General features: G+C 66.0%; 11 protein-coding genes. 10 read left to right on the forward strand and 1 reads right to left on the reverse strand.

The genetic code is table 11. The features are described 5' to 3' along the window. Positions 1-223: 223 nt before the first annotated feature. The 10 genes from I4U41_RS08740 to bamE all read left to right on the forward strand — a co-directional run bounded on the left by I4U41_RS08740 (position 224) and on the right by bamE (position 11186). A complete protein-coding gene (locus I4U41_RS08740) occupies positions 224-1267 on the forward strand; it encodes a hypothetical protein (RefSeq protein WP_206860760.1) in 1044 nt (347 codons plus the stop codon). Then, complete coding sequence (locus I4U41_RS08745; RefSeq protein ID WP_206860761.1) at positions 1251-1604, forward strand: hypothetical protein; 354 nt, start codon at positions 1251-1253, stop codon at positions 1602-1604. The genes I4U41_RS08740 and I4U41_RS08745 overlap by 17 nt, the downstream gene beginning before the upstream one ends. After that, entirely contained in the window at positions 1601-2674 is a 1074-nt protein-coding gene (locus I4U41_RS08750) for a hypothetical protein (protein WP_206860762.1), read from the forward strand. Before I4U41_RS08745 ends, I4U41_RS08750 begins: the two co-directional genes overlap by 4 nt. A gap of 240 nt (positions 2675-2914) precedes the next feature. Beyond that, entirely contained in the window at positions 2915-3535 is a 621-nt protein-coding gene (lexA, locus tag I4U41_RS08755; RefSeq protein ID WP_206860763.1) for a transcriptional repressor LexA, read from the forward strand. Next, on the forward strand, positions 3535-4176 hold the full coding sequence (gene imuA / locus I4U41_RS08760) for a translesion DNA synthesis-associated protein ImuA (RefSeq protein ID WP_206860764.1): 642 nt from the start codon (positions 3535-3537) through the stop codon (positions 4174-4176). Before lexA ends, imuA begins: the two co-directional genes overlap by 1 nt. Positions 4177-4185: 9 nt before the next feature. Further along, complete coding sequence (locus I4U41_RS08765) at positions 4186-5640, forward strand: Y-family DNA polymerase (protein WP_206860765.1); 1455 nt, start codon at positions 4186-4188, stop codon at positions 5638-5640. Next, positions 5637-8921: an error-prone DNA polymerase gene (locus I4U41_RS08770; protein WP_206860766.1), complete on the forward strand. Its 3285-nt coding sequence runs from the start codon at positions 5637-5639 to the stop codon at positions 8919-8921. The genes I4U41_RS08765 and I4U41_RS08770 overlap by 4 nt, the downstream gene beginning before the upstream one ends. A 51-nt stretch (positions 8922-8972) precedes the next feature. After that, a complete protein-coding gene (locus I4U41_RS08775; RefSeq protein WP_206860767.1) occupies positions 8973-9449 on the forward strand; it encodes a hypothetical protein in 477 nt (158 codons plus the stop codon). 157 nt (positions 9450-9606) lie between these two features. Continuing rightward, entirely contained in the window at positions 9607-10392 is a 786-nt protein-coding gene (locus I4U41_RS08780; RefSeq protein WP_206860768.1) for a TSUP family transporter, read from the forward strand. 407 nt (positions 10393-10799) lie between these two features. After that, a complete protein-coding gene (bamE, locus tag I4U41_RS08785) occupies positions 10800-11186 on the forward strand; it encodes an outer membrane protein assembly factor BamE domain-containing protein (protein ID WP_206860769.1) in 387 nt (128 codons plus the stop codon). A 353-nt stretch (positions 11187-11539) separates the two neighbouring features. Here the strand turns inward: bamE and I4U41_RS08790 are convergent, their stop codons facing one another. Next, complete coding sequence (locus I4U41_RS08790; protein ID WP_242525106.1) at positions 11540-12667, reverse strand: DUF1254 domain-containing protein; 1128 nt, start codon at positions 12665-12667, stop codon at positions 11540-11542. Positions 12668-12794 lie beyond the last annotated feature (127 nt).

Below are 12794 nucleotides of genomic sequence, written 5' to 3' on the forward strand. Positions count from 1 at the left end.
AGCCCCAGATCAGCCACTACAAGGTGACCCAGCAGCAGGCAGCGAAGCTGGGCGAACTGCATGCGGGCAGTCGCACCTACGACGATCCAGCACTGATCAAGCTGATCGGCGGCGTGGGCTATCTGACACTGAACACCAACACTCTGATCGGCAAGACGGCGGTGGAGTATCGACCCAATGGATTCACCGATCCGGACTACGTACTGACCGAAGGGAACTGGCTGTGAACGACACGACGGAGGAAACCTTTCCGCCGGCCGACCCGAAGGCGGAGTTCGAGCGCCAGTGCGGGGAGCTGGATGAACGGCGCGATTTTGTGGCGTTGCCTGGTATTGATTTTGCGATGCATCCGGATGACCTGTGGTTTACGGATGATGTTTCGGATGACCGCTACTTCAATGAGCAGTTCATCGAGCCGCGCATGGAGGGAGAGATAGCCTTCCTTGCGCGGATGATGGCGGGATGCTGGATAGTGATGCCGGTAGTCATTATCTTGGTTCTCGCGCCTTTGTTCGGTGAAATCAAGAGCGTGATGGATTGGTTCTGGGGCGCGCTGGGATGTGTCCCCTTCGTTCTAATTGGTTTTTTTTGGCTGTGGGCTGGCGGGAAAGGCATTCGCCGAATTCGTTTCAATCGCGTGGCGCAGGTAGTCCATGTCATGTGTCTGGATCATGCGGTGCACTTGCCTTGGCAAGAGGTGAGGGCATTCATGGAATTGGGCACCGATTACAGACTAAGGCTCTGTTTTCCTATTCCCTACTCCCAACTGCGATCGTATCTAGAGCCGATCTCCTTCAAGCGTATTTTTCACAACCGGCCGCTGGCGGAATCTGGAAGCTTCGACACTTCTGACTCGGCCACCTTCGGTGCTGCATTGGAACGCTTTGAGTTCATCCGCCGCTACATGGAACACGGCCTGGAAGCGATCCAACCGCATCCCGAAGCCGTGGCAGCTGGCCGCGTACGCAAGCCCAGCGGCTTTGTCGCCGACGACCGAAGTCGGCTACCCAAGGCATTCTCACTCGGCCACTGGGCCTACATGCTGGCGCTCGGCCCCTGGGTGGACCGCTGGATCCAGCGCAAGGCCGACGCGTACCAATGGCCCGAAGAAGTCGAACGCCTGTGCGCTCCCGATGCGGACCTGTCGGGCTACGACACCACACCGGTGAAATCCCGCACCGACGTGTACTACGTCTATCGCGGGATGGACCAGGGCATCGTCTTCGTCGACGCCAACGGCAAGCCTGTGCATGGCCTGCGCCGCTGACATCGGCACACGTGTGAAGGCACTCAAGGCCGTCACGCCGATGGGCGTTGTCGTCAATGGCGGACTGCCCGATGGGGTGCGCTCCATCACGGTCGCCCTGCCCGGCTGGCAGCCCCAGATCAGCCACTACAAGGTGACCCAGCAGCAGGCAGCGAAGCTGGGCGAGCTGTATGCCAACAGCCGCACCTACGATGATCCAGCACTGATCAAGCTGATCGACGGCGTGGGCTATCTGACCTTGAGCACCAACACCCTGATCGGCAAGACGGCGGTGGAGTATCGGCCCAATGGATTCACCGATCCGGACTACGTACTGACCGAAGGGAACTGGCTGTGAACGACACGACGGAGGATACCTTTCCGCCGGCCGACCCGAAGGCGGAGTTCGAGCGGCAGTGCCGGGAGCTGAATGAGCGGCGTGATTTTGTGGCGTTGCCCGGGATTCGTTTCGCCATGCATCCCGATGACCTGTGGTTCTGTGACGATGTGTCGGACGAGCGCTACTTCAACGAGCGGTTCATCGAGCCTCGCATGGAGGGGGATACGGCCTTCCTTGCGCGGCTGGTGGTGGGATGGGGAATCGTATTTCCTCTGGTTGGTGTTCTGATATTGGCTCCGCTGTTTGGCGAGTACGAAGGGATCAAGAACGGTGTGCAAAGGGACATTACCGATATGTTCTGGCTTCTGCTTTGGTGTACTCCGTTCTTCCTTGGTTCCTGGCTCTTCCTCTGGTTGGCTTCGGGTGCTGGAAACAAAGGCGGCGGCGTACGCTTCAACCGTCGGGCACAACTGGTGCATGTGGCGTTTAATGATGAAGTCATACATCTGCGCTGGCGCGATGTACGGCCGTTCATGGAACTTGGGTCCCATTACGGGATACGGCTTTGTTTCCCAATCCCGTACGACCAGCACGCGGGAAGGGATGCGCTCTGGCTGACTCGCACCTATCGCGGGCGCCCATACGAGCTGCGCGCCGCTTTCGACACCATCGATTCAGCCACGTTCGGACGTGCCTTAGAGCGCATTGAATTCATCCGCCGCTACATGGAGCACGGCCTGGAAGCGATCCAGCCGCATCCCGAAGCCGTGGCAGCTGGCCGCGTACGCAAGCCAAGCGGCTTTGTCGCCGACGACCGAAGCCGGCTACGCAAGGCATTCTCACTCGGCCACTGGGCCTACATGCTGGCGCTCGGCCCCTGGGTGGACCGCTGGATCCAGCGCAAGGCCGACGCCTACCAATGGCCCGAAGAAATCGAACGCCTGTGCGCTCCCGATGCGGACCTGTCGGGCTACGACACCACACCGGTGAAATCCCGCACCGACGTGTACTACGTCTATCGCGGGATGGATCAGGGCATCGTCTTCGTCGACGCCAACGGCAAGCCTGTGCATGGCGTGCGCCGCTGAGATCGGAGGTCAACACGTCACTCGGCGAGCGTTGAGACGCACTGAAGGCCGGCCGTAGCTGGTCCAGCGGTCGTCTTAGGAGCCCCGCAGCTCCAACCAGCTTCAGCTCATCAACGTAAGTCACTGATTGAGAAGAAGTCGCACCCAGTGATACTCCGGTGCGGTTCCATCGGCCCGACGCCCGGGCTTGCCCGCGGCGATGAAGGTAAATAGATTTTTACCTCAGCCAGGCCCGTACCGATGTCCGACCTCACCGCCCGCCAGGCGCAGATCCTCGCCTTCATCCAGGATCACACCGACGCCGAAGGCTTGCCGCCGACGTTGCAGCAGATCGCCGATGCGTTCGGCTTCCGCCAGGCCTGTGCGGCGCACAAGCACGTCAAGCGGCTGGAACAGGCCGGCCGTCTGCAGGTGCGGCCGAACCAGGCGCGCGGAATCCGGTTGGCCTCGCGCGGGCCGAAATCCCGGCGCGACGACGATCGCCTGACCCTCGCCGTCCTCGGCCGGGTTGCCGCCGGTGCGCCCATCGGCGCCGATGCCGGCGTCGAACGCGAGGTGCACATCGATCGCGCGCTGTTCTCCACCACGCCCGATTACCTGTTGCGCGTGCAGGGCGATTCGATGCGCGGGGAAGGCATCTTCGACGGCGACCTCGTCGCGGTGAAACGCACGCGCGATGCCCGCGACGGGCAGATCGTGATCGCGCGCATCGACGATGAGATCACCATCAAGCGCCTGGAACGCTCGGCGCGCGGCATCCGCCTGCTGCCGCGCAATCCCGATTACCCGCCCATCGACGTCCCGCCCGGCAGCGATTTCGCCATCGAAGGGCTCTACTGCGGCCTGGTCCGCACCGACTGATGGCTGCGCACGTCGTCCCCCTGGAATCGCTGCTGTCCGCGCGCACCGTCTGGCGCGCCGGGCGCCAGGCCGCGCCGGCGCCATTGGGCGAATCCACCGGCTTCGCCGCGCTCGATGCACTGCTGCCGCACGGCGGCTGGCCGCAGGGCGCGCTGAGCGAACTGCTGATTCCGGTCGAAGGCGTCGGCGAACTCACCCTGCTGGTGCCGACGATCGCACGCATGACGCAGGCCGGACGGCTGGTCGCGCTGATCGCTCCGCCGTTCTGCCCGTACGCGCCGGCGTGGCAACGCGCGGGCGTGGATCTGCGTTATCTGGAAATCGTCGACACGAACGCGCAGGCCGGTTCGAAGGGCGCGTTGTGGGCATTCGAGCAATGCCTGCGCAGCGCCGCGTTTTCGGCGGTGCTGGGTTGGCCGTCGAATGCCGACAGCCCGGCGCTGCGGCGACTGCAAGTGGCCGCCGACACCGGCGAGTGCCTCGGCTTCGCCGTGCGCGACAGCCGGCACGCCGACAATCCCTCCCCTGCCGCGCTGCGCATCGAGCGCGTGCAGGCCGACTGGCGCATCCGCAAATGCCGCGGTGGCCAGGTGCCTTCGCAAGGATTCGCGCCCCCCTCGCATCACGCCCTGCCGGGCTGAGGCCGCGCCATGCTCTGGGCCTGCATCCGCCTGCCGCATCTGGCGCTCGACGCCGTCCTTCGCGACGTCGAAGACCCCGCGCGTCCGCTCGCGCTGGTCACCGGCCCCGCGCAATTGCGCACGCTGCTTGCGGTCAACGCGGCGGCGTCCGAAGCCGGGCTTCGCCCCGGCATGCGCCTGACTGCCGCCCATGCGGTGTGCGCGCAAACCGCGCTGCACGATCACGAACCCGAGCGCGATGCCCGCGCGCACCGCTTCCTCGCCGCGTGGGCGTACCGGCACAGCTCGCTGGTGAGCGCGCAATGGCCGGGCGCGATCGTGCTGGAAGCCAGCGCGAGCTTCCGCCTCTTCGGTCCATGGCCGCAGCTGGAAGCGAAACTGCGCCGCGAACTCGAGGCGCTCGGCTACCAGCACCGCATTGCGCTCGCGCCGACGCCGCGCGCGGCGCAGGTATTCGCCGGCCTGCGCGACGGCTATGCGCTGCACGATCGCGATGCGCTCGCGCCGACGCTGGATCGGGTGCCGATCCGCCGCGCCGCATTGCCCGACGACGCCGGCACGCGCCTGCACCGCATGGGCATCCGTTCGCTGAAGGACCTGCGCGAGTTGCCACGCGACGGCATCCGGCGCCGCTTCGGCCTGCCGCTGCTCGATCACCTCGACCGCCTCTACGGCATCGCCGACGATCCGCTCGACTGCTACCAGCCGCCCGATCATTTCGATTCGCGCGTCGAGCTGGGCTACGAGGTCGAAAGCCACCAGGCGTTGCTGTTCCCGCTGCGCCGCCTCGTGAACGACCTCGCCGTGTACCTGTCCGCGCGCGACGGCGGCGTGCAGCGGTTCGTGATCCGTCTCGAACACGAGGTGCTGAAGCGCGAAGCCGGCGTACGCGAGAAGAGCCACACCGATGTCGCCGTCGGCATGCTCGCCGCCGAACGCGACGCGACGCTGCTGATGGACATCGCGCGCAACCGGCTGGAACAGGCGTCGATCGACAAACCCGTCGTCGGCCTGCGCCTGCTCGCGCGCGAACTGCCGCCGTTCGTGCCGGCCGCGCGCGACCTGTTCGACACGCGCCCCTCGCAGGCGATGCCGTGGCCGCAGTTGCGCGAACGCCTGCGCGCGCGACTGGGCGATGATGCGGTCTACCGCATCGCGCCGACGGGGGATCCGCGACCCGAACGTGCGTGGCGCGTCGCCGGCGTGGAGGACGACAGCGTCTGCGTCACTCCTGCGCCTGAACGCCCGCCCCGCCCCACATGGCTGCTGCCGCAACCGGTGCCGCTGCGCCAGAGCGGGTTGCGCATCGTTTCCGGCCCGGAACGCCTGGAAAGCGGCTGGTGGGACGACGGCGACGTGCGACGCGATTACTACGTGCTGGAAACTCCGCAGGGCCAGCGCGCCTGGGCATTCGCCGCTCCGGGAAAACGCGGCGAATGGATGCTGCACGGCTGGTTCGCATGAGCTGGGACGACGCCATCGGTGGCGTGGACCGCGAGACGCCCGGCGATCACATCCCGCGCGCGTTGCAGGTCAGCCTGCGTCTTCGCAACGCGGCCAACGACGATCGCCTGGACGATGACGCCCCGGCCTACGCGGAACTGCATTGCCTCTCGGATTTCAGCTTCCTGCGCGGCGCGGCGAGCGCGGAGGCGTTGTTCGCGCGTGCCCGGCTGTGCGGCTACCAAGCGCTGGCGATCACCGACGAATGTTCGCTGGCGGGCATCGTGCGCGCGCTGGAAGCCTCGCGGGCCACCGGGCTCCGGCTCATCGTGGGCAGCGAATTCCGCCTCGTCGATGGCACGCGTTTCGTATTGCTGGTCGAAAACGCCACGGGTTACACGCGCCTGTGCGAACTGATCACGCGCGGTCGCCGTGCCGCGAGCAAAGGCACGTACCGGCTCGATCGCGCCGACGTCGAATCCATCTTCGCCAACGCCACACCGGGCGTGTTCGCGCTTTGGTTGCCGGAGGTTTCGCCCGAAAGCGAAGCCGACGACGGCCCCGGCCGCTGGCTGCGCAACGTGTTCGGCGAACGCGCATGCCTCGCGGTGGAACTGCATCGCGAACAGGACGACGACGCACGCCTGCAGACGTTGCGTTCGCTGTCGTCGTCGCTGGGCATGACTGCCGTCGCGTGCGGCGACGTGCACATGGCCTGGCGCAGCCAGCGCATGCTGCAGGACACGATGACCGCGATCCGCCACAATCTTTCCTTGAGCGAATGCGGCGCGCACCTGTTCCGCAATGGCGAACGCCACCTTCGCGCGCGCGCGACGCTGGGCAACATCTATCCGCACGAACTGTTGCAGGCGTCGGTCGAACTGGCGGCGCGCTGCACCTTCGACCTCGACAAGGGATTGCCCTACGACTACCCGAAGGAACTCGTGCCCGAGGGCGAAACGCCGAGTTCGCACCTTCGCAAGCTGACGCTGGCCGGCATGCGCAGACGCTGGCCCGGTGGCGCGCCCGCCAAGGTCGCCGAGCAGATCGAAAAAGAACTGGAACTGATCGCCTTCAAGAAGTACGAAGCGTTCTTCCTGACCGTCGAGGACATCGTCCGCTTCGCCAACAGCCGGAACATCCTCTGCCAGGGGCGCGGATCTTCGGCCAATTCGGCGGTGTGCTACGCACTGGGCATCACCGCGGTGAATCCCGACGAAAGCCGCCTGCTGATGGCGCGGTTCATTTCGGAGGAACGCGACGAGCCGCCCGACATCGACGTGGATTTCGAGCACGAACGCCGCGAGGAAGTGCTGCAGTACGTCTACGCGAAGTACGGTCGCGATCGCGCCGCGCTGGCCGCCACGGTGATCCGCTATCGCGGCAAGAGCGCGGTGCGCGACGTCGCGAAAGCCTTCGGCCTGCCGCCGGACCAGATCGCGCTGCTGGCCAGTTGTTACGGCTGGGGCAACGCCGGCACCGAGATGGAACAGCGCCTGACCGAAGCCGGTTTCGATCCGGACAACCCGCTGATCCGCCGCGTGCTGAAAGTCACCGGACAACTGGAAAACCACCCGCGCCATCTTTCGCAGCACGTCGGCGGCTTCGTCATTTCCGAAGCGCCGCTGTCCACCGTCGTTCCCGTGGAGAACGCGGCCATGGACGACCGCACCATCATCCAGTGGGACAAGGACGATCTGGAAACGATGAAGCTGCTCAAGGTCGACTGCCTCGCACTGGGCATGCTGACCTGCATCCGCAAGGCGATCGCGCTGGTGGAGAAGCATCGCGGCCGCACGCTCGACATCGCCACGATCCCACCCGACGACAAGCCCACCTACGCGATGATCCAGCGCGCCGACACCGTGGGCGTGTTCCAGATCGAATCGCGCGCGCAGATGACGATGCTGCCGCGCCTGAAGCCGGAGAAGTTCTACGACCTCGTCATCGAGGTGGCGATCGTGCGGCCCGGTCCGATCCAGGGCGGCATGGTGCATCCCTACCTCAAGCGGCGGATGAAACAGGAACAGGTGGACTATCCCTCGCCCGAGCTGGAGGAAATCCTCAAGCCCACGCTCGGCGTCCCGCTGTTCCAGGAACAGGTGATGGAACTGGTCATCGCGGCGGCGGACTACTCGCCCGGCGAAGCGGACAAGCTGCGGCGTTCGATGGCCGCCTGGGGCGTGGACGGCGACATGGAACCGCATCGGCAGCTGATCCGCGAGCGCATGCTCGCCAACCACTACAAGCCCGAGTTCATCGACCAGATCTTCGAACAGATCAAGGGTTTCGGTTCGTACGGTTTCCCGCAGAGCCACGCCGCGTCGTTCGCCAAACTCGTCTACGTGAGCTGCTGGCTCAAGCGGCACGAACCGGCGGCGTTCGCGTGCGCGCTGCTGAATTCGCAGCCGATGGGTTTCTATTCGCCCAGCCAGATCGTGCAGGATGCGCGCCGCGGCGCGCCAAAACGCGCGGCGGACGAATTCGCCAATGAAGCCGAACGCACGCTCGCGATGCGCGAAGCCGTGGACGTGTTGCCGGTGGACGTGATGCACAGCGACTGGGACTGCACGCTGGTCGGCGGCGATGCGCGCACGCAGCCGGCGATCCGTCTGGGCCTGCGTGAAGTGAAGGGGCTGTCCGAAGCCACCGCGAATGCGATCGTCGCCGCGCGTGCGCGTCGCGCGTTCGCCGATCTGCAGGACCTGCGCCTGCGCGCCGGACTGGACGAAAAGATTTGCAAGGCGCTCGCCGAAGCCGATGCGCTGCGAAGCCTGGTCGGCCATCGTCATCAGGCGCGCTGGTCGGTCGCCGGACTGGAACGCCGCCGCCCGCTGCTGCCCGGCAGTCCGGAGGAAGACGGCATCGCCCTGCCCGCGCCACGCATCGGCGAGGAAATCCTGTCCGATTACCGCGCCACCGGGCTCAGTCTGTCGTCGCATCCGATGGCGCTGCTGCGACCGCAGCTGGATGCGCGCCGCATCAAGGGTTCGCGCGACCTGCGCGAAACGCGCCACGGCCGCGGCGTGCACGTCGCCGGGCTGGTCACGCAGCGGCAGCGCCCGGCCACCGCGAAGGGAACGATCTTCGTCACGCTGGAAGACGAGCACGGAATGATCAACGTGATCGTCTGGCCCGACCTCGCCGCGCGCCAGCGCAAGCCGCTGCTGGATTCCACACTGCTGGCCGTGCGCGGTCGCTGGGAACGCGTGGACGGCGTGGAACACCTCATCGCCGGCCAGCTGACCGATCTGAGCGGACTGCTGGGTGAATTGCAATCGCCGTCGCGGGATTTCCGTTAGCGAGCCATCGCGATGACGTCATGCGGATGACCGGTCGGGCGCGCTTCCGACGTGACATCCGACAGCGGCCCGATGGAACGCGCCGGCATTCCCCCGCAGGCGAGGCTGGCCGTGGACGCACCCCGCTATTTCGTGACCTACCGGCACCCGCACGACGGCGCGACGACCACGCGCGTGTTCGGGCGCTTCCCCGACGCGCCCCTGGCCGAACGCATCGCCCGCGCACAACTGGGCGAGGCCGGCTGCGACGTGCACGAGGTGCGCGCGGAAACGCCGACCGAAGCGCTGCACCACCGCGTCTCGCGCTTCGTCACGCGCACGCTGCGCATCGCGTTGGCGACGGGCCTGGGCCTGCTGGCCTATCACGCGCTGTTCCTTCGCGCCGGCCCGCGCATCAGCGACGTCCCACTGGGCCGCCTCACGCTGGGCATGCTGCTGACCTTCGGCTTCCACGGCGTGCTGATGATCGCGGCGCTGGTGTTCTGCTGGGACATCGCGTTCGGCGGGGGGCCGTATCACGGGCGGTGAAAGCCCACCCGATCGCAGTGCAGGCTCCCTCCCCTGCGCGAAGGGGAGGTTGGGGAGGGGGGACGAGCACAGCGCCGCATCGCCCGGCGCGAAGCGACCGCTCAACGCCGCAATGCCGCCTTACAATGCCCGACCCTTCCCCGCACGCGGACACCCGATGGAACTCGCCACCGACACGATCGCCCTCCTCATGGCGGTCGCCTTCGTGGCCGGTCTCATCGACGCCATCGCGGGCGGCGGCGGATTGCTGACCATCCCGGCCCTGATGGCAGCCGGCCTCCCGCCCGTCAACGCCATCGCCACCAACAAACTGCAAAGCAGCTTCGGCACCGCGAGCGCGGTCCTCGCTTTCGCCCGCAAGGGGCGCATCGATTTCCGCCGGTTCCTGAAACCCGCCCTCGGCGCCTTCCTCGGTTCCGCGCTCGGCGCGTGGACGTTGCAGCGATTGAACCCGGCGTTCCTGTCGGGCCTGATTCCCATGCTGCTGATCCTGATGGTCATCTACTTCCTGTTCGCACCGAAAGCGAGCGAGGAAGACCGCCAGGGCCGCCTCGGCTCCGTCGCGTTGCTGGCGATCGTCTCGGCGATCGGTTTCTACGACGGCTTCTTCGGCCCGGGCACGGGCTCGTTCCTGACCACCGCGCTGGTCGCGCTGTTCGGCCTCGGCCTGGTCTCGGCCACCGCGCACACCAAGTTCCTCAACCTGTCGAGCAACATCGCCGCGCTGATCACGCTGATCATCGGCGGCCACGTGCTGTGGACCGTCGGCCTGCTGATGGCCGCCTCCAGCATCGCCGGCGGCCAGCTCGGCGCGCACCTGGCGATGCGCGTCGGCGGCAAGGTCATCCGCCCGCTGCTGGTCACGATGTCGCTGCTGCTGACGGCGAAGCTGCTGTCGGACCCGGCGAATCCGCTGCGGGTGTTCGTGATGGCGCATGCCTGAGGGTTGAACGGCTCCAACGCTTTCCCGGCTGTACCTGCGAGCCTTCGACTCGTGCGCGATATCGGCAGGTCGCCGCGAGACCTTCCGCCGAAGGCACCACGGAATCGCGTCGGACAAAAGGCGTAAATTCTTCCGACACTTTCAGACATTTCTCATGGTTCGAAAGGGGGTGGCTCGCCCACCATTTGCATCATCGAGAGCCCTGACGCCACAGGCCGGACGTTGATCCGCCAAGGCGGCCACCAAGGGTGGTCGCGGTCGCGCCCGTTGCGATCGCAACGCGTGCGCGCCATCAAGCCGCATGCGTTTCGTCATCGAACAAGCCATCTGCCGCGACGAACGCACCGTCGCGACGGCGACGCTTGTCCGTGGCTCTCGCATCGCTCCCCAAACCAGGAAGTTGCACCATGAAAAAGCTGTACTTCGTCGCGCTCGCGGCCTGCCTTCTCAGCGCCTGCGCCAGCGTCGGCAATGTCGCGCTGAAGAACGAGACCTCCGAGACGATCTCCACAAAGATCACCAAGGGGCAGACCACGCAGGCGGACGTCCGCGCGCTCCTCGGCTCGCCCGATTCGACGAACTTCACCGACAGCGGTAACCAGATCTGGCGCTATTCGCGTAGCGAGTCCAAGGCGATGGGCCGCAACTTCATTCCGTACGCCAACCTTTTCAGCTCCGGCGCGAACGTGGAATCGAAGGAACTGGTGATCTTCTTCGACAAGGACGGCGTCGTGCAGAACTACTCGATGGAGCAGAGCAAGTCGCAGGTCAAGCAGGGCATCCTGCGCCAGTAACGCGGCATCAAAGCTTCGTAGCCCGGGCATGCGAAACGCACCCGGGCTCGACTCGACCGCAAGCGTGCAAGCAGGCAAGGCAGTCTGCATTACTGGCACGTCCCACCTGCCCGCCAAGCCCTTCGCGGTCATTTGCGAAGCACAATCCATCGGTCGCCAGTACGCCGTGCAGTAAATGCAAATGGGTTCCGAGCATCCATGGCGCGCACCTGGCGATGCGCGTCGGCGTCACGGTGATCCGCCCGCTGCTGGTGACGATGTCGCTGCTGCTGACGACGAAGCTGCTGTCGGACCCGGCGAATCCGCTGCGGCTGTTCGTGATGGCGCACGCGTGAGGCGATGCGCCCCGGCAATCAGATCGGCTGTGGCTCCGGGAATTTCCACGACCCGTCGAGAATCGCCGCACGTGGACGATACAGCCGCACCGTGTAGTTCCAGCCCGGCATCACCGGGATGCAATTCGGAACCGCGCCGTCGCATCCGCCGAACTGGATGCGGACCGACCCGTCGGCCTCCCGCCTGGCGGTCAGGTTGTTGATGGAATAGGCGTTGAGCGCGTTCTTCTCGTAATACCCCTTCGCGTCGTACACGCTGACCGACCAGAAGGCATCGACCGGCACGTCCTTCACGTCCAGGCGATAGACCGTCTTTCCGTCGTTGCGTTCGGGCGTGATGTTCAGATACGTCGCGTCCTTGTCCGGATTGCCGCCGAACCCGGCGGCCGTGCCGATGAGATGGCGCACGGGATCGACTTCCTGCTTCGTGCCGAATGCCTTCCTGAAGTCCGGCGTGGTCGCGCCCAGTGCGAGCAGCGCCTCGCGCACCTTGGCCTGACTGGCCGCGTCCCACCTCGGCAATTCAAGCGTTCCCGCGCTCTCCTGCGCGACGCCGATCGCGTCCTGCAGCGCACGCACCTGCTCCAGATCCTTCGGATCGTTGGGATCGGCCAGCGTGCGGATGCCCACGACGACGTAGCGCGTGCCGGCCTTGTCCCGCGTGATGGTGTGCGGGCCCGCACCGTACTCGGTCCACGCGTAATGATCCTGGTTGATCACCTGCAACGACTGGAACCGCTTGCCGGTATCAGGCAGCGTGATCGTCAGCGGCCCCGCGTCCAGATCGAACACGCCGGAGCTGTAGAGCGTGTCGCGATTCAGACGGATGACCGTCTGCTCGTCGATGGACGCCGGTTCACGGCGATGGTGCAGCTTCCCGACGCCGCCCGCTTCCTTCGCCATGCCCGCCATGTAGGTGTCGGATTCGGCGCGCACGAAGTTGTCGGGGGTGACGATGGTTGCGCCTGGCGTTGCGGCCGGTGTCGAACCCGCCTGCGCTGGCTGCATCGTCGGCGTGGTCGGCGTCGTCGGCGCCGTGGCTGTCGCCGGCTGCGATGCCGCAGCGTCGGTGGTTTCCTTCGGCCCACATCCCGCACACGCCAGCACGAACCCCAACGCCAGGAGACCCCCAATCGATCGGCTCATGCGAACGCTCCTCGTGGCTACCGGGCCCAACCGGCGCGAGGGAGTGAACGCCGCGACCTGATAAGGACGTGTGAAGAGGCGCGGTTGATCGAGACCGTCCGCCCGGGTCGAAGTCCGATTCCGCCAT

The organism is Lysobacter changpingensis, assembly GCF_017308985.1.
Taxonomy (GTDB): Bacteria; Pseudomonadota; Gammaproteobacteria; order Xanthomonadales; family Xanthomonadaceae; genus Lysobacter_J; species Lysobacter_J changpingensis.

What these genes read in the sequence shown, in the direction of transcription:
- I4U41_RS08745 (WP_206860761.1), top strand. Translation starts at nt 1,251, where the DNA reads ATGGCCTGCGCCGCTGACATCGGCACACGTGTGAAGGCACTCAAGGCC.
- lexA (WP_206860763.1), top strand. Translation starts at nt 2,915, where the DNA reads ATGTCCGACCTCACCGCCCGCCAGGCGCAGATCCTCGCCTTCATCCAG.
- imuA (WP_206860764.1), top strand. Translation starts at nt 3,535, where the DNA reads ATGGCTGCGCACGTCGTCCCCCTGGAATCGCTGCTGTCCGCGCGCACC.
- I4U41_RS08765 (WP_206860765.1), top strand. Translation starts at nt 4,186, where the DNA reads ATGCTCTGGGCCTGCATCCGCCTGCCGCATCTGGCGCTCGACGCCGTC.
- I4U41_RS08770 (WP_206860766.1), top strand. Translation starts at nt 5,637, where the DNA reads ATGAGCTGGGACGACGCCATCGGTGGCGTGGACCGCGAGACGCCCGGC.
- I4U41_RS08780 (WP_206860768.1), top strand. Translation starts at nt 9,607, where the DNA reads ATGGAACTCGCCACCGACACGATCGCCCTCCTCATGGCGGTCGCCTTC.
- bamE (WP_206860769.1), top strand. Translation starts at nt 10,800, where the DNA reads ATGAAAAAGCTGTACTTCGTCGCGCTCGCGGCCTGCCTTCTCAGCGCC.
- I4U41_RS08790 (WP_242525106.1), bottom strand. Translation starts at nt 12,667, where the DNA reads ATGAGCCGATCGATTGGGGGTCTCCTGGCGTTGGGGTTCGTGCTGGCG.